The organism is uncultured Jannaschia sp. (genome assembly GCF_947494025.1).
Taxonomy (GTDB): Bacteria; Pseudomonadota; Alphaproteobacteria; order Rhodobacterales; family Rhodobacteraceae; genus Jannaschia.
On the sequence record NZ_CANLTQ010000003.1, the window covers coordinates 1 to 16,876 of the forward strand.

The window sequence follows — 16,876 nt, forward strand, 5'->3', positions numbered from 1 at the left end:
AAAGCCGCACTCGTCGCAACCGCCAGAAAGCTGCTCTGCACCCTCAACGCCATGCTCGCAGCAGGAACAGACTACACGCAGCAGACACCTGGCTAAGTACAGTTGCCGGTAAAACCGGCGATTCAACGCGAGCCTTTCGGCGATGCGCCAGACACCGATCAGGCTATGAATGACGCCGCCTCCGAGCCCCTCGAAGACAGACGTCCCGACCTGTCACCGAGAACTATCTGACTGTATCGAAAACAGAAATGGTGGAGCCTAGGGGAGTCGAACCCCTGACCTCTTGCATGCCATGCAAGCGCTCTACCAACTGAGCTAAGGCCCCTGACCGGACTGCGGTCTAGGGCAGGGTCGGAGGCGGCGCAAGCGGAAAATCCGCGCGATGCCCCGACAAAACCCGATCAATCCTCGTCGTCGTCTCCGCCAACATCCGCGATCTCGTCGAGGGATACGGTGTCGTCGTCCTCGTCATCGTCGAGCACGGTGTCGGACGTCTCGTCCCCTTCCGCGTTGTCGTCGTCGAGGTCGACGTCGTCATCGTCGAGCAGCAGGTCGTCGTCCGCCTTTTCGTCCTTCTTGGCGTCAACGTCGTCCTTGTCCGCCGCTAGGATGCGGGTCTTGTTGCCGGTATCGACGGTGACCGTCTCGCCGGTATAGGGGCTGACGATGGGCGAGCGGTTCATATCGTAGAAGCGCTTGCCGGTCGTCGGGCAGACCCGCTTGACGCCCCATTCTTCCTTCGGCATGTCGGTTCCTTCATTGCGTCCGGGCGCCCGGAACGGCGCCACTGGTCAAGGGAATTGGGCTCGGATGCCACAGGGAACAAGGGGTGGCAAGCCCCGGCAACCGGAGACAGCGCGGACCTTGCCGGTGCCCGGTTCGGAGGGGATCGCGGTCCATCTTAGACACTCCGCGCGGGCGCGGCGGATGTCGCTGCGGGTCGGCCGCGCGGATGGACGCGTCACGCTGACCCTGCCCGCCGGCATGTCCGAACGGCAGGCGAGCGCGTTCGTGCGGGATCAGGCGGGCTGGGTCCGGCGAGCCGTCGCGGCGGTGCCCGCGCGGCGGATCGTGCGCGTGGGCGGGACGGTGCCGCTCCTCGGGCGCGACGTGCCGATCGTCGCGGGGGGCGGGCGGGCGGCGCGGTATCTCGGCGAGACGATCGCGGTCGTCGACGACGCGCAGGCCGGCCCGCGCGTACGGGCGCTCCTGCAAACGCTCGCGCGCACCCATCTCGCCGCTGCGGTGGACCGCTACGCGGAGACGGCCGGCCGATCCCCTGCAAAGCTGACGCTGCGGGATACGCGCTCCCGCTGGGGATCCTGCTCCTCCCGCGGGGATCTGATGTTCAGTTGGCGGCTGGTGATGGCGCCGCCCGAAGTGCTCGACTACGTGGCCGCACACGAGGTCGCGCATCTGCTGCACATGGACCATTCGCCCCGGTTCTGGGCGGCCGTCGAGCGGCTGGTGCCGGACTATGCCACGCATCGTGCCTGGCTCAGGACCGACGGCGCGACGCTGCACGCGGTCGATTTCAGCAAGGAATGAAAGGGCGGCGCCCGAAGCGCGCCTCGAAGGGTCCGGGACGGCGCCGGATCCGTCCCGGCGTCCGGCCGGGCCCCGCGCCGTGCGGGGCCCGGCCGGGTCAGGCGTGAATGGGGCCGTCACCGCAGGCCAGCGCGGCCTCCCGCATCGCTTCCGAATAGGTCGGGTGCGCATGGCACGTGCGGGCAAGATCCTCTGAGGCGGCGCCGAACTCCATCGCGACGCAGACCTCGTGGATCAGGTCGCCCGCCATCGGCCCGATCACGTGGCAGCCGAGGATGCGGTCCGTCTCCTTGTCGGCGAGCAGCTTCACGAAGCCGTCGGCGTTGAAGTTCGCCTTGGCGCGGCCGTTGCCCATGAAGGAGAACTTGCCGACCTTGTAGGCGCGACCCTGCTCCTTCAGCTGCTCCTCCGTCAGGCCGACATTCGCGACCTCGGGATGGGTGTAGATCACGCCGGGAATGACGCCGTAATTCACATGTCCGGCCTGTCCCGCGAGGATCTCGGCAAGGGCCATGCCCTCGTCCTCGGCCTTGTGGGCGAGCATCGGCCCCTCGATCACATCGCCGATGGCGTAGATGCCCTCGACGCTCGTCTTGTAGCCGTCGTCCACCGCGATCTGCCCGCGGTTCGTCATCGACATGCCGAGCGCGTCGAGCCCCAGCCCCGCCGTGTGCGGCTTGCGGCCCGTGGCGACCAGGACCACGTCGACCTTGATGTCGTGCGCGCTGTCGTCCTTGCGGAGCTTGTAGGCGATCTCGGCTTTCCCGTTCTTCGTCTCGACCTCCGAGACCGCGGCGCCGGTGATGAACTTAAGTCCCTGTCGCGACAGGATTCTCTGGAAGGTCTTGGCGACTTCCGCGTCCTGACCGGGGGTGATGCCGTCGAGGAACTCGATCACCGTCACCTCGGTGCCGAGACGGGAATACACGCTGCCGAGCTCGAGCCCGATGACGCCGCCGCCGACGACCACCATGCTCCTGGGGATCTTCGGCAGGCTCAGGGCGCCTTCGCTGTCGACGACGATCTTGCCGTCCACCTCGATCGCGGCGCCGGGGACGGGGGCCACGTCGGAGCCCGAGGCGATGACGATGTGCTTCACGTCATGCGTCTCCTCTCCGACCTTCACGCGGCCGGCCTCGGGGATGGAGCCCCAACCCTTGAGCCAGTCGATCTTGTTCTTCTTGAACAGGAATTCGATGCCCTTGGTGTTCTGGTCGATGGTGTCCTGCTTGTAGGCCTGCATCTGCGGCCAGTCGACGGAAGGCGTCTTGCCCTTCAGGCCCATCTTCGGGAACGTCGTCTCCGCCTCGCGCAGGGCCTCGGTCGCGTGGAGCAGCGCCTTGGACGGGATGCAGCCGATGTTGAGGCAGGTCCCGCCGAGCGTCTCGCGCCCCTCCACCACCGCCGTCTTCAGCCCGAGCTGGGCGCAGCGGATGGCGCAGACATAGCCGCCGGGGCCGGATCCGATGATGATGACGTCGTATTGGGCCATGGGGTCTCCGGGGTCGATTGGGTCGGTCTCGCGGCGTGTTATGGGCGTGTTACCGCTGTGTTACGCGTGTGGCACAGATGTAGTGCATCGCCGCGCCGTGCAACACCCTCAGATCAGCGCGGCTGCGACCATCAGAAGCGTCGCGGCGAAGCCCAGGGCCCAGATGATCGATCGTCCCGGCCGCCAGCCGAACGCGTAGGCCGGCACGTAGAGGATGCGGGCGGCGAGGTAGGCCCAGGCGCAGAGGGCGGTGAACCCGCTCGCCTGCCCGGACAGCGTCACCACCACGACGGCGGCGGTGAAGAGGATCAGCCCCTCGAAATGGTTGGCGAGCGCGCGGCCGAGGCGGGCGGTCCGGTCGGACATCCGCCGCGACGGTTCCCGGTCGCGGGCCGACATGGTGTAGCCGGGGCCGAGCTCGCGGTTGGCGGGGATGGCGTAGGCGACGAACTGCGCCGCCTGCAGAAGGACGGCGAGGGCGAGCGCGGTGAGCTCGGGCGTCACGGGTCGGGCCGCGTGTCCCGCCGCCCGATCTGCCGGCGGCGGGCGCGCTCGATCATGATCGCCGACAGCAGCGAGACCGCGGCGTATAGCGCCAGAGCCACCCAGAGCCACGGCGTCGGGCCCTGCCATTGCACGAGGACGACGGCGAGGACGCAGACGATGGCGAGCCGCAGGGTCCAGGCGGCCAGCACGCGGCGGACGGAATCTCGGGTCTCGGGGGTCATGCGGTCCGCAGGAACCGCGCGTCGAGCGACCCGCCGGTGCGGCGCTCGTTCTCGAGCCAGTCACTGGCCTTCTTGCGGTTATTGGCCTCGAACAGCGCGGTCACGCCGGTCCCGTCCATGTCGCGCCAGAGCTGCATGAGCGTGAGGCCGGCATTCATGCGCGCTTCCATGTCGCGGTCGAAGTCGGCCTTCCACGTGTCGTAGTCGGCGGGGGTGAGGTGGACGAGGAGGTGCATGGGGGGGCTCCGGTTCGGGGACGGCCCGTTCGACCATCTCGGGATCGGGTGTTCCATAGCGGAAGAGCGGGGGCGGGGAAACTCGAAGCGGCATCGGAATGTGGCGAGACGCTGGCAGGATGCGTCGCAAGCCGCTTGCGCTTCAATGGACGACAATACTGCAAAGGACGCGGTCCCTGATGTCGGTTGCGCGCCGTTGACGCGGTAGGTCTCACCGAACTGCACCTCGCTTCGATTGCGATAGGGAATGGCTAGCGATAGCGGCAAGCAGCTTCGCGCAGGCCGAGGTTGCTGGAACCCTGCTTGCGAAGCCATGCCTCTTTCAGATCACTCTACCCTTCTTTTCGGGTGGGGTCGCAGGAAAAAGCTTTGCCTTGAATGCCTCCGTAGCAGGGAACTTGTCCTTCCCGATGATGGAGCGAACCTTTTCGAGCTTGTGTTGCCCGTCACGTTCATCAACCAAATCCCGAAACTGATTTTCCATCGCCCGCTCATCGGCAATGCCGTAAAGCCACGGTGACAGGCATATCTCGTAATGATTGAGAACTTGCAGCATTACATATCTCAACTGCATCGTTTCAGCGTGGCTGAATCTCTTCTCCCGATCGTCGGCGCAATAACGATCATAGATATCTGGAAAATTAGATCGAAGAGCGCTACACGCGAACTCTTTTTCTTTGCCGCCTAGAGTTATTGGCTCGCCGTCGCGAAGTTTTTTTATCGTGTTATTATCTATTGCGTCCAAGAGCTGGACAATCTTGTTATGCTCAGGTTGCGTATTCGTCACATAGAACTGGAGAATATCGCTGACCGTCTGACGCCGGGATCGATCGTGGTCTGCATCCAGCGATCTACGCGATAGATAGAACTGGAACGCGGTGAAAATTAAACCAAGCGCGGCAAACACCAAGCCGATCGCAGTCAGAGTTTCCGTCCAACTCGGTTCTGCCGCGCTGTCGATGGCTTGTACCAAGGCGTCTAGGATTTCTTCATCCGACATCGACAATACCAGTAAACAAAGAACACAAGATGCCTGCCGTCACCTTGGTATATGCTGCCCATTATGACAACGTAGTCAAGCCTACAGATCCATCAGCAGCCGCCGCGGATCCTCCAGCGCTTCCTTGACGCGGACGAGGAACGTCACCGCGCCCTTGCCGTCGACGATGCGGTGGTCGTAGCTCAGGGCGAGGTACATCATCGGGCGGATCACGATCTGGCCGCCGACGACCATCGGACGCTCCTGGATCTTGTGCATGCCGAGGATGCCCGATTGCGGCGGGTTAAGGATCGGCGAGGACATGAGCGAGCCGTAGACGCCGCCGTTCGAGATGGTGAATGTCCCGCCCTGCATGTCAGCCATGGAGAGCTTGCCGTCGCGGGCGGCGGCGCCCTTCTCGGCGATGGCCTTCTCGATCTCGGCGAAGGACATCGCGTCGGCGTCGCGGATCACGGGCACCACGAGGCCCTGCGGCGTGCCGGCGGCGATGCCCATGTGGACGAAGTTCTTGTAGACGACGTCGGTGCCGTCGATCTCCGCGTTGACCTCCGGAACCTCGCGCAGCGCGTGGCAGCAGGCCTTGGTGAAGAACGACATGAAGCCGAGCTTCACGCCGTGCTTCTTGGCGAACAGGTCCTTGTACTCGTTCCGGAGCGCCATGACCTCGGTCATGTCCACCTCGTTGTAGGTGGTCAGCATCGCGGCCGTGTTCTGCGCGTCCTTCAGGCGGCGGGCGATGGTCTGGCGCAGGCGGGTCATCTTGACCCGCTCCTCCCGGTTCTCGTCCCCCGCGGCGACGGGGGCGCGGGGGGCCGGCTTCGGCTCGGGCGCGGGTGCTTTGGCGGGCTCGGAGGAGGCGGGCCTGGCGGAGGCGGCCTTGAGCACGTCCTCCTTCATCACGCGGCCGTCGCGGCCGGTGCCCTGCACCTGATCGGCGGAGAGGTTCCGCTCGGCCATCAGCTTCTTGGCCGAGGGCGCGTCCTCCACGTCGCCGCGCCGGCCCGCGGCCTCGACATTGGCGACGGCCTCCTCGGTCTCGGCCTCGCCCGCGCCCTCCGACGGCTTCGGATCGACCGCGTGGGGCGCGGACACCTCGGCTCCGGCGCCGGCGGACATCTGCGCGAGCTTGCCGCCCGCGGCGACGGTCTCGCCCTCGCCCGCGAGGATCTTCGTGAGCGTGCCAGCGGCGGGGGCGGGCACCTCGACCGAAACCTTGTCGGTCTCGAGCTCGCACAGCATCTCGTCCTGCGCGATGGTGTCGCCCTCGGCCTTGTACCACGTGGCCACGGTCGCCTCGGACACGGATTCGCCCAGGGCGGGGACCATCACGTCGACGGAGCCGCCGCCCGCCGCGCCGTCATCGCCGGAGGGCGCCTTCGCCGCGGGCTTGTCTTCCTTCGAGCCGGGCTCGGGCACCGCGGCGGGCGCCTCGTCGGAGGCCGGCGCGCCGGCCCCCTCGCTGATCGTCGCCAGGAGCGCGTCGACGCCGACCGTCTCCCCCTCCGGCGCGACGATCTCGCCCAGCGTGCCGGTGGCGGGCGAGGGGACCTCGACCGTGACCTTGTCGGTCTCGAGCTCGCAGAGCATCTCGTCGGTCGCCACCTCGTCCCCCGGTTTCTTGAACCAGGTGGCCACGGTGGCCTCGGTGACGGATTCGCCGAGGGTGGGAACTTTGACGTCGACGGTCATGGCTTACTCCGTGCTCAGCGCTTCTTGAACGAGCGCGGCTTGTTGTGACTTGTGCTGGCTCGCCAGCCCGGTCGCGGGCGAGGCGGAGGATGTCCGCCCGGCATAGCGCGGGCGGATGTTGGCGGCTCCGATGCGGGTGAGGACCCATTCCAGGTTGGGCTCCACGAAGGTCCAGCCGCCCTGGTTCTTCGGCTCCTCCTGGCACCAGACGATCCGGGCCTGCTTGAAGCGCTGCAGCTCGTTCACCATGGACAGAGCGGGGAACGGGTAGAATTGCTCCAGCCGCAGGAGGTAGACGTCGCGCAACCCCTCCGCGTCCCGCGCCTCCAGCAGGTCGTAGTAGACCTTGCCGGAGCAGACGACGACGCGCTTGATCCGGTCGTCGGGCAGGAGGTCGAGTTCGGAATTGCCCTGCTGCGCATCGTCCCAGAGGACGCGATGGAAGCTGGAGCCGCTGGTGAACTCGGCCTTGCGGCTCACGGCGAGCTTGTGGCGCAGCAGCGATTTCGGCGTCATCAGGATGAGCGGCTTGCGGAAGTCGCGGTGCAGCTGCCGCCGCAGGATGTGGAAGTAGTTCGCCGGCGTGGTGCAGTTGGCGACGATCCAGTTGTCGGAGCCGCACATCTGCAGGAACCGCTCCAGCCGCGCGGAGGAATGTTCCGGCCCCTGTCCCTCGTAGCCATGCGGCAGGAGGCAGACGAGCCCGCTCATGCGGAGCCATTTCGACTCGCCGGAGGAGATGAACTGATCGAACATGATCTGCCCGCCATTGGCGAAGTCGCCGAACTGCGCCTCCCACATGGTGAGCGCGTTCGGCTCCGCGAGGCTGTAGCCGTATTCGAAGCCGAGCACGGCGTATTCCGACAGCGCCGAGTCGATGACCTCGTAATGCGACTGCCCTTCGCGGATGTGGTTCAGCGGGTAGTACCGCTCCTCGGATTCCTGATCGACGAAGGCGGAGTGTCGCTGGGAAAAGGTGCCGCGGGTCGAATCCTGCCCCGACAGGCGGACGCGATAGCCCTCCGTCAGGAGCGACCCGAAGGCCAGGCTTTCGGCGGTCGCCCAGTCGAACCCTTCGCCGGACTCGAACATCCGCGCCTTGGCGTCGAGCAGGCGCCCGATGGTCTTGTGCAGCGCGAAGCCCTCCGGCGCCCTGGTCAATGCGCGGCCGGCCTCCTCGAACGTCTCGGGCGAGATCGCCGTCTCGCCGCGGACGTAGTCGTCCTCCTTGCGGCGGTCGAGATGCGACCACCGGCCGTCGAGCCAGTCGGCCTTGTTCGGGCGGTAGTCCTTGCCGGCCTCGAACTCGGCGGCCATCTTCTCCTGGAACGCGGCCTTCAGCCCCTCGATCTCGCCCTCGGGGACCAGCCCCTCCTTCGTGAGCCGCTCGGTGTAGAGCGACAGGGTCGTCTTCTGTTTCTTGATCGTCTTGTACATGAGGGGGTTCGTGAACATCGGCTCGTCCCCCTCGTTGTGGCCGAACCGGCGGTAGCAGAAGATGTCGATGACGACATCCTTGCCGAACTTCTGACGGAACTCGATCGCGACCTTGGCGGCATGGACGACCGCCTCCGGATCGTCGCCGTTGACGTGGAAGATCGGTGCCTCGACAACCAAGGCGTTGTCGGTCGGGTAGGGCGAGGAGCGCGAGAAGTGCGGGGCCGTCGTGAAGCCGATCTGGTTGTTCACGACGATGTGGATCGTGCCGCCGGTCCGGTGCCCGCGCAGGCCGGACAGCGCGAAGCATTCCGCCACCACGCCCTGGCCCGCGAAAGCGGCGTCGCCATGCAGGAGCAGTCCCGCCGCCTTCTTGCGCTCCGTGTCGCCGAGTTGATCCTGCTTGGCGCGGACCTTGCCGAGAATGACCGGGTTCACCGCCTCGAGATGGGAGGGGTTGGCGGTCAGCGACAGGTGGACGACGTTGCCGTCGAAGGTACGGTCGGAGCTGGCGCCGAGATGGTATTTCACGTCGCCCGAGCCGTCGACGTCCTCGGGCTTGAAGCTGCCGCCCTGGAACTCGTTGAAGATCGCCCGGTAAGGCTTCTCCATGACGTTGGCGAGCACCGAAAGGCGACCGCGATGCGGCATGCCGATCACGATGTCCTGCAATCCGAGCTGCCCGCCGCGCTTGATGATCTGTTCCATCGCCGGGATCAGGCTTTCGCCGCCGTCGAGGCCGAACCGCTTGGTGCCCATGTACTTGACGTGGAGGAACTTCTCGAAGCCCTCGGCCTCGACCAGCTTGTTGAGGATCGCGCGCCGGCCCTCGCGAGTGAAGGCGATCTCCTTGCCCAAGCCCTCGATCCGCTCCTTGAGCCAGGCTGATTGCTCCGGGTCGGAGATGTGCATGTACTGCAGCGCGAACGTTCCGCAATAGGTCCGTCGCAGGATCGAGACGATCTGTGTCAGCGTCGCGACCTCGAGCCCGAGGACGTTGTCGATGAAGATCGGCCGCTCGAGATCGGCTTCCGTGAAGCCGTAGGATTTCGGGTCGAGCTCGGGATGCGGGTCGCGCGTCCGCACGCCCAGCGGATCGAGATCGGCGGCGAGGTGGCCGCGGATGCGGTAGGCCCGGATCAGCATCAGCGCGCGGATCGAATCCAGCACCGCGCGCCGCACCTGCGCGTCGGTGATCGTCGCCCCGGAGGACTCGGCCTTGGCCTTGATCTTGTCGCCCGCCGCGCGCGCCTCCTTCGGGTCGACGGGCGGCGCCGGCCATTCGCCGGTCAGCGCGGCGGTCAGCTCGTCGGAGGGCTGCGGCGGCCAGTCGGTCCGCGCCCAGGACGGTGCCGCCGCCTCGGCCTCCGCCGCGCCCGCGTCATCCTGCATCGTGTCGAAGAACTGACGCCACGCCGCGTCCACCGCGTCCGGGTCGGAGGCGTAGCGCGCGTACATCTGCTCCAGATACGCGGCGTTGTGCCCCTGCATGAAGGAGGTGGAGCGGAAGACGTCGTTGGGGGACTGGTCGGTCATGGCGGGACCTTCATGTTGGGCTGGGGGAGGCGGGCCTGCGGCGGGTCGGTCCTTCTGCGGGTACGACGCCTAGTCCGTCCGCAAGGTCTCCGGCAATGCGCGTCGCCACCGCCGCACGGGAATAATAGCGTCTCTGCAGCTTTTGCAGCATGGTACCCTTCGAAGTCGCGGCCGCGGCATCTTCCAGGTACATAACGCATCTGTCGGCGAATGCATCAGCATCGTCGATCGGTTCGATCTGGTTCGCGATCTCCTGGCCGAAACCGGATCCCGAGAGAAGGGTCGCGACGACCGGACGTGCGAACGCGCATGCCTCGATCAACTTGATCTGCGATCCTGCTCCCTCACGAATAGGGCAGACGACCACGCGCGCGTTCGCATAGACATCGGACGGATTTTCGACCGTGCCGACAATCTCGACCCCGGGCGTGTTGCCGTGGCGCAACGCCAGACCGGACCAGTCGCCGAACCCTACGATCTGGAACACCGCCTCCGGAACAGCGGCACGTACCTTCGACCAGCAATTGTTCAGAAACCAGAGCACCCCTTGGCGATTGGGCATGTGACCCGGCCCGCCAAAAAACAGGACGGTCCGCCCCTCGCCGGCCGGCCCGATATCCTCCAGGCCCTCCGAGGCAAAGGGCACATTCGGGACGACGGATTGTCTCAGGTTCGAAGCAGCGAACAGATCCTCCGCTTTCGCGACCCAGACGTGTCCCGCCCCGCGGAGGCGCTCCGTCATCAGGGACAGAACGCGCGGCGTCAGGAAACGAACGGCGACAGGGCCCGCGATACGACCGAGCCGCGAGCGAAGCTGGACGGCCATCTTCCGGTCATCGCGATCGTCGACATCGACGACGATCCGCCGACCGGCATCGCCTTCGTCGATCAGGCCGGAACGCGCGAATGTCAGAAAGTACCTGAACACAACGAGCGATTGGCCGCGGTCGCATGTCAACTCGTTCAAACGTGTCGTGAGCGCCGGGTCGGCTGCCATGTCGGCACGCGGCAGGACGACCCGCCTGATGATCTTCCACACCTTTCCGATCCGTCCACTCGCATGGATGTCAAAAGTCCTGACGGGGATGCCCACGACGCGTTCCGCACCAGGAAAGAACACCCCCGCCTTGGTGTCTTCCGGAACCCCGAGCAGGATGACCGTGACGGGATGGATGGACCGCAATGCATCGAAGAAGATCCGTGTGCGCTGCCCGCCCCCGGTCATCGGATGCACGGCACCGTTCGGGACGACTAGAAATATGCCGGTCGTTCCCGCCGCCGTGCCGGTGGCTTCCGATGCTTCTGCTCGTCCCGTCCCCTCCAACGATCTAGCCCTTGTCGATCGCTTCCTTCACCGCTTCACCAAGCGTCGCCGGGCTGTCCGCGACGACGATGCCGGCGGAGCGCATGGCCTCGATCTTGGATTCGGCATCGCCCTTGCCGCCGGCCACGATCGCGCCGGCATGACCCATGCGGCGGCCCGGAGGGGCGGTGCGGCCGGCGATGAAGCCGGCAGTCGGCTTCCAGCGGCCGGCCTTCCTTTCGGAGGCGAGGAACGCGGCGGCGTCCTCCTCGGCGGTGCCGCCGATCTCGCCGATCATGATGATCGAGGTCGTCTCCGGGTCGGCGAGGAACATCTCGAGCACGTCGATATGCTCCGTGCCCTTGATCGGATCCCCGCCGATGCCCACGGCGGTCGACTGGCCCAGCCCCATATCCGTGGTCTGCTTCACCGCCTCGTAGGTCAGCGTCCCGGAGCGGGACACGACGCCGACGGAGCCGCGCCGGTGGATGTGGCCGGGCATGATGCCGATCTTGCAGGCCCCGGGCGTGATGACGCCGGGGCAGTTCGGCCCGATCAGACGGGTCCTGGAGCCGTCGAGCGCGCGCTTCACCTTCATCATGTCGAGGACCGGGATGCCTTCGGTGATGCACACGACGAGGGGGATCTCCGCGTCGATCGCCTCGAGGATCGAGTCCGCGGCGAAGGGGGGCGGAACGTAGATGACGGACGCGTTCGCCCCTGTTTCGGCCACGGCCTCGTGGCAGCTGTCGAAGACCGGCAGGTCGAGATGCGTTTGCCCGCCCTTGCCGGGCGTGACGCCGCCGACCATCCGCGTGCCGTAGGCGATCGCCTGTTCCGTGTGGAAGGTTCCCTGCGAGCCGGTCAGACCCTGGCAGATGACCTTGGTGTTCTCGTCGATAAGTATGGCCATCCGGGCCTCCTGGGATGTGTCTTTCGGTTACTGCACCGGGCGCGCGCGCTCACGCCCCGGGGTGATGTCTTTCGGACAGGACGCGCCCGCGATCCCCCGCCGGGCGAGGGACTGCAACGGCGAAGCCGTGGGAGCCGTCCGTCGCATGAGGGACCGGACATCGCCTCGACCCCGGGAGGTGCCCCGATCCGTTTGCCGGCAGGTCGGGGCGCGTGGCCCCGGAACGTCCGCCTGTCTGATCGGCCATTGCGGCCTCCTGCCATCCATCGTTCCGGTTTCGTGGCCGTTCGGTCCCGTGTCTCGACCCTCCGCGCGGCAGACTCAAGCGTTTTGGGCTTCCGGGAGGGATTCCTCGCTTTGAAGCGACAGCATCACGTCGAGCGCGACGGTGGCGACGTCTTCCGCCCGCAGGGACGGGCCGTTCGCGTCCGGGGCAGGTTTCGGGGGAAACAGCTCGGCGCGCTCCGGAAAGAACCGCTCCCGCAGCTTCTCGTTGCTCGCCGCGTTCACCTCGCGGACATGCGCGACCTGTTCCGCATCGAGCCTGATCTTGGGCAGCTTCAGCGTTTGCTGCAGCAGCACGCGCCGGATCGCGACCTTCTGCGGATTGACCTTCCGGCCGTCGTCCACCGTGTGTTCGATCCGGGTGTTCACCACGCGCAGGAATTCCGCTCCGGCCGCCGTGAGGGATTCGTTCTGGCGTGGCGGAACCGCGAGGCCCTCGGCGGTGGTTCCGATGCGGTCCGAGAAATCCTCCAGAAGATCGCCGCCGATCAGGAAGTCCGGCTCCATCAGGCGGGCGTCCACGCGATCGTCCCCGACGACGTTGCCCCAGATGGCGGCCTTCCGGAACCAGTTCTGCTTGGCGTTGGCCTCGATCATCTCCGGCAGGGTCTGCTTGATGCCGCGCTTGATGCGCTCCGAATAGGAGCTCGCCAGCCAGTCCTCCTGCCTGCGGAAATAGACGACGTACCGGATGTCGTCGAAATAACGGCCGAGCCAGCTTTCCAGCGCGCGGACGCCGTCCGGCGTCCGCGTGTTGGCCCCGAGATATTCGGACGAGACGACGAAGGTCTCCTCCTGACGCCGGCCGACCAGATTGCCGAAATAGTCCGAGAACTTTCGTGCGAAGCGGCGCTGATCCTCCAGGGAGAAGATTTTGTGCGTCCGGCGGATCGTCGGGTTCTCGACCAGCTTTCCGAGCAGGTCGCTCTGGCTTATCCGGATCCCCTGATGCGCGATCGTGGTCGGATAGCCCGGCATGCTCGCGTTGTCGTACGCGATCCCCCGCTCCGCCAGCGCGCCGGCATTCTCGTTCAGCCAATTCTGAATGGTCGTGGAGCCGCATTTCGGCATTCCGATATGGACGATGGCTTTCATTGTGGGATTTCCGCTTTCTGGCTTTGGCCATGCACGATCAGGATCACCGGATGATCGAACGCGGCGCCTTCGCCTGTTTCCGGGTTCAGGAACGTCGTGCGCGCCTGTGGAAGGGTCACCGACAGCCTGTCGAAGAAGAATCCGACCCCGCCGGACCGGTTGCGCCCCGCGCCCCGCGGCGCCGCGAGGATGTCGCTGCCGTCGACCAGACGCGGGGCGAGGATCTCCCCGGCCAGCCGGTTGGCGCGCTCGATCCCCACCGCGGGCGAGCCGACGGAGCAGCCGCTGCCGCGGACGACCTGCGGCGTGCCGGTCTCGTCGGTATAGGTCTGGTCCGGCGCGGGTCCGATCCGCACGTAGGTCAGGGTGCCCGGATTGGCGTAGATCGTGGAGGCGCCGTCGCGCTCCCGGATGGGGAAGTTCAGGCGCTGCGCCGCGCGGTCCTGCGCGGATTGCGAGCTGTTGTTGAGGCAGACCGCCTCCGTCGCGAACCGCATCCGCTGCGCCGCGATGTCGCTGACGCCCCGTTCGAACCCGTTGGTGGTCGAGACGCAGCCCGCGAGAGCGAGGAGGAGGAGGAGCGCGAAGGGGAGGGAGACGCGCCTCATGAGCCGACTCCCCGGATCATCGTCGCCAGGGTGAGCGGCGACGGAGGACAGCGGCGCAGCCTCACTGGCCCTGCGCTCCGATCGCACGGCCGCGCAGGCCCGGCAGACGGATGTCGTCGCCGACGAGCAGGGTCACGGGGCCCCCGCGGAAGCGCCCGCGCCAGACCTCGCGTCCGTTCCCCGACAGGTCGGACGCCGGTTCGGCTTCGGCGACCTCGAGCCAGGGGCCGATCAGGCCGCGCGCCTCCGCCTCGGTCATGTTCCGCACGGCGACGAAGCAGGTCAGTGACCGCGTCCCCGTGTTGACGGCGACCAACAGGTCGAAGCGGTCCGGGGTGTGGAAATGAAATCGCCCGTCATTGCCGATCGACGGAAGCCCGGCCGCCTCGAGGGCGTCGCGCGTCGCCTGCGTGTCGGGCATGTGCCGCGCGCAGGCATCACGCGCCTCCGCCGCGAGGGACAGCGCGACGCTCCGATCGAAGCCGGGCGCGCCTGGGGGCGCGCCGCCGGCCGGCCCGGAAACGGATTGGCGCCCCGCGAGCAGGCCGGCCCCGGCCGCACCGAGCAGCAATGTCCGAAAACGACGAAACGGGCGGCGGGGCGCGCGGCCCGTCGGCTCCCGGGACACGAGGGCCGACCGGGATCGGCCTTCGGTCGCCCGCGCCGTCCGCGTTCGCGCCTCCGACCGGTCCACCGGACCGACGGGCCCGCGACGATGTCGCGGACCGGCGCTCACCCCTTAACCGCCTTCACGATCTTCTGGGCGCCGTCCTTCAGATCGTCCGCGGCGATCACGTCGAGCCCGGACTGGTTGATGATCTCCTTGCCCTTCTCGACATTCGTGCCCTCGAGCCGGACCACGAGCGGAACCTTCAGGCCGACCTCCTTCACCGCGGCGATCACGCCCTCGGCGATGACGTCGCAGCGCATGATGCCGCCGAAGATGTTGACGAGGATCCCCTTCACGTTCGGGTCCGAGGTGATGATCTTGAACGCCTCGGTCACCTTTTCCTTCGTGGCGCCGCCGCCCACGTCGAGGAAGTTCGCGGGCTCCGCGCCGTAGAGCTTGATGATGTCCATCGTCGCCATGGCGAGGCCGGCGCCGTTGACCATGCAGCCGATCTCGCCGTCGAGCGCGATGTAGTTCAGGTCGTACTTGGAGGCGGCGAGTTCCTTGGAATCCTCTTCCGTCTCGTCGCGCAGCTCGGCGATGTCCTTGTGGCGGTAGATCGCGTTGCCGTCGAAGCCGACCTTCGCGTCGAGCACCTTCAGGTCGCCGGTATCGGTCACGATGAGCGGGTTGATCTCCAGCATCTCCATGTCCTTCTCGACGAAGGCCTTGTAGAGGATGCCCATCAGGCTGACGCATTGCTTGACCTGCGCGCCCTCGAGTCCGAGCGCGAAGGCCACGCGGCGGCCGTGCCAGGGCTGGTAGCCCGTGGCCGGATCGACGCCGAAGCTCACGATGCGCTCGGGGGTGGAGGCGGCGACCTCCTCGATGTCCATCCCGCCCTCGGTCGAGCAGACGAAGCCGATGCGGCTGGTCTGGCGATCGACCAGCAGCGCGAGGTAGAGCTCGCGCGCGATGTCGGAGCCGTCCTCGATATAGATGCGGTTGACCTGCTTGCCGGCCGGTCCGGTCTGATGCGTCACGAGCGTCCGGCCGAGCATGCGCCGTGCTTCCTCGGCCGCGTCCTCGACCGATTTCGTGAGCCGGACGCCGCCCTTCTCACCGGCATCGGCCTCCTTGAAGGAGCCCTTGCCGCGTCCGCCCGCGTGGATCTGCGCCTTCACGACCCAGAGCGGGCCGTCGAGCCGGTTCGCCGCGTCCTTCGCATCTGCGGCACGCGTCACCGCCACGCCATCGCTGACCGGAGCGCCGTAATCCCGCAGGAGGGCCTTGGCCTGATATTCGTGGATGTTCATAAAAGTCTCCGTCGAGGATCGCACGCTGCAGCCCAGCCGGCCGGGCTCGATGACGTGCCTATCGGGAACGCGCCGGAAACGGAAGCAGCGACGCTCGTGTTGCGATCGTCGGGGCCCAATCGACGGCATGCCACGCGCATTTGATGCGTCCTACGAACGCGCCGGCCCGAGTTCCTTCTTGAGCCTCGTGATTTCCGACATGATCTGTGCCTGACGTTTCCGGAGGACCGACGTATCGCTCAGGTGAAACGCGTTTGCGGCAGAGGCTGCCCGAACCTTCGCGATCGCCTGCCCGGTCGTCGGTGAAGGCCCGATCCGCATCCGGATGGGATATGGAAGAAGGTTCAGCGGACGACTCGGCGGCACGACAGATGCCGGGAGCTCCAGGCTGAAGGCCCAGTCCCGCCATTTGAAACCGGCAGTCCTTCCCTCATGACGGTCCGAGTTGAGGCGAATGCCCACCCAGGGAATACGAAACGCATCGGCCAGGATCGCGCCGTGCATGGCTTCGCTCACGACCCTGCGGCATCGACTTAGACGAGACAGGAACTCATCCGGCGAAAATGTGGGATCGAGCTCGACCATGCCCAGCTCCTCGCAGATGGCCTTCGCCTGGCTCCGGGGCGATTTGAAGTACCGAACGAACCCCGTCTCGGTTCCTCCGGTAAATCCGTTCCTGTGGCGCCCTTCCTCGAACCGCAGGGGCGCAAGAATAGCCGGGTCGCTTATGTAGGGAACGCCTCCGCAGGCTTTCGCGGAGAGCGGGCCGCGAACAAACCGGAAATCCCACGAACCCTTGGCAAGGTCGGGAACGCGTCCGGGCCGGCGCACTCCGGCGCCGAACACGATCCGTTTGGCATACCGGGCGACATAGACATCCGAAAGAATGGAACCGATCCCGACAAACCCCGTGTCGCTGGACGACTCGAACTCGTAATCGAGCATCGAAGGCCAGATCCAGGGATTCAGATCGTCCCCTATATTCCCCTCCTTGTCCCGGTACCAAACAAGCTGCACCTGATAGCCTCCGTCAGAAAACCGCGAACCGCGACCAGCATACGCGTCGAGCGGTACCGGCCC

The 16,876-nt window shown here is 66.5% G+C and carries 16 protein-coding genes and 1 tRNA gene; 1 reads left to right on the plus strand and 16 read right to left on the minus strand.

The window, feature by feature from the left end; translation table 11 throughout:
* Positions 1–249 precede the first annotated feature (249 nt).
* Positions 250–325 (minus strand) — tRNA-Ala (locus Q1B08_RS06530).
* Positions 326–401: 76 nt separating this feature from the next.
* Entirely contained in the window at positions 402–746 is a 345-nt protein-coding gene (locus tag Q1B08_RS06535; protein WP_299816385.1) for a TIGR02300 family protein, read from the minus strand.
* 118 nt (positions 747–864) lie between these two features.
* On the opposite strand from Q1B08_RS06535, the gene Q1B08_RS06540 reads away from it, so the two are divergent.
* Positions 865–1,548, plus strand: coding sequence for a SprT family zinc-dependent metalloprotease (locus Q1B08_RS06540; protein WP_299816387.1), 684 nt, complete (start codon positions 865–867; stop codon positions 1,546–1,548).
* Between the two features lie 97 nt (positions 1,549–1,645).
* Here Q1B08_RS06540 and lpdA read toward each other — a convergent pair whose 3' ends face one another.
* The 14 genes from lpdA to Q1B08_RS06610 form a co-directional block, all read right to left on the minus strand.
* On the minus strand, positions 1,646–3,040 hold the full coding sequence (lpdA, locus tag Q1B08_RS06545; protein ID WP_299816389.1) for a dihydrolipoyl dehydrogenase: 1,395 nt from the start codon (positions 3,038–3,040) through the stop codon (positions 1,646–1,648).
* Positions 3,041–3,148: 108 nt separating this feature from the next.
* Positions 3,149–3,544: an MAPEG family protein gene (locus Q1B08_RS06550; RefSeq protein ID WP_299816391.1), complete on the minus strand. Its 396-nt coding sequence runs from the start codon at positions 3,542–3,544 to the stop codon at positions 3,149–3,151.
* Positions 3,541–3,768, minus strand: a complete 228-nt coding sequence (locus tag Q1B08_RS06555; protein ID WP_299816393.1) for a hypothetical protein — start codon at positions 3,766–3,768, stop codon at positions 3,541–3,543. Before Q1B08_RS06555 ends, Q1B08_RS06550 begins: the two co-directional genes overlap by 4 nt.
* Positions 3,765–4,004, minus strand: coding sequence for a DUF3303 family protein (locus Q1B08_RS06560; protein ID WP_299816395.1), 240 nt, complete (start codon positions 4,002–4,004; stop codon positions 3,765–3,767). Before Q1B08_RS06560 ends, Q1B08_RS06555 begins: the two co-directional genes overlap by 4 nt.
* A 322-nt stretch (positions 4,005–4,326) precedes the next feature.
* Positions 4,327–5,004 (minus strand): hypothetical protein, encoded by a 678-nt coding sequence (locus tag Q1B08_RS06565; RefSeq protein ID WP_299816397.1) that lies wholly within the window; start codon positions 5,002–5,004, stop codon positions 4,327–4,329.
* Positions 5,005–5,085: 81 nt separating this feature from the next.
* Positions 5,086–6,693 carry a 2-oxoglutarate dehydrogenase complex dihydrolipoyllysine-residue succinyltransferase gene (odhB, locus tag Q1B08_RS06570; protein ID WP_299816399.1) on the minus strand — a complete coding sequence of 536 codons (1,608 nt, stop codon included), beginning with the start codon at positions 6,691–6,693 and terminating at the stop codon, positions 5,086–5,088.
* 3 nt (positions 6,694–6,696) lie between these two features.
* Entirely contained in the window at positions 6,697–9,666 is a 2,970-nt protein-coding gene (locus Q1B08_RS06575; RefSeq protein ID WP_299816401.1) for a 2-oxoglutarate dehydrogenase E1 component, read from the minus strand.
* A gap of 10 nt (positions 9,667–9,676) precedes the next feature.
* Complete coding sequence (locus tag Q1B08_RS06580; RefSeq protein WP_299816910.1) at positions 9,677–10,891, minus strand: glycosyltransferase family 4 protein; 1,215 nt, start codon at positions 10,889–10,891, stop codon at positions 9,677–9,679.
* A 103-nt stretch (positions 10,892–10,994) separates the two neighbouring features.
* Entirely contained in the window at positions 10,995–11,882 is an 888-nt protein-coding gene (gene sucD / locus Q1B08_RS06585) for a succinate--CoA ligase subunit alpha (protein WP_299816402.1), read from the minus strand.
* 321 nt (positions 11,883–12,203) lie between these two features.
* The gene (locus tag Q1B08_RS06590) at positions 12,204–13,262 is read right to left on the minus strand and encodes a hypothetical protein (RefSeq protein WP_299816404.1); all 1,059 of its coding nucleotides are present in this window, start codon (positions 13,260–13,262) and stop codon (positions 12,204–12,206) included.
* Entirely contained in the window at positions 13,259–13,870 is a 612-nt protein-coding gene (locus tag Q1B08_RS06595) for a hypothetical protein (RefSeq protein WP_299816406.1), read from the minus strand. Before Q1B08_RS06595 ends, Q1B08_RS06590 begins: the two co-directional genes overlap by 4 nt.
* Before the next feature lie 61 nt (positions 13,871–13,931).
* Positions 13,932–14,441 (minus strand): hypothetical protein, encoded by a 510-nt coding sequence (locus tag Q1B08_RS06600; RefSeq protein WP_299816408.1) that lies wholly within the window; start codon positions 14,439–14,441, stop codon positions 13,932–13,934.
* Positions 14,442–14,602: 161 nt separating this feature from the next.
* Positions 14,603–15,796: an ADP-forming succinate--CoA ligase subunit beta gene (gene sucC / locus Q1B08_RS06605; RefSeq protein WP_299816410.1), complete on the minus strand. Its 1,194-nt coding sequence runs from the start codon at positions 15,794–15,796 to the stop codon at positions 14,603–14,605.
* Positions 15,797–15,946: 150 nt separating this feature from the next.
* Positions 15,947–16,741 (minus strand): polysaccharide pyruvyl transferase family protein, encoded by a 795-nt coding sequence (locus tag Q1B08_RS06610; protein ID WP_299816412.1) that lies wholly within the window; start codon positions 16,739–16,741, stop codon positions 15,947–15,949.
* Between the last annotated feature and the right edge of the window lie 135 nt (positions 16,742–16,876).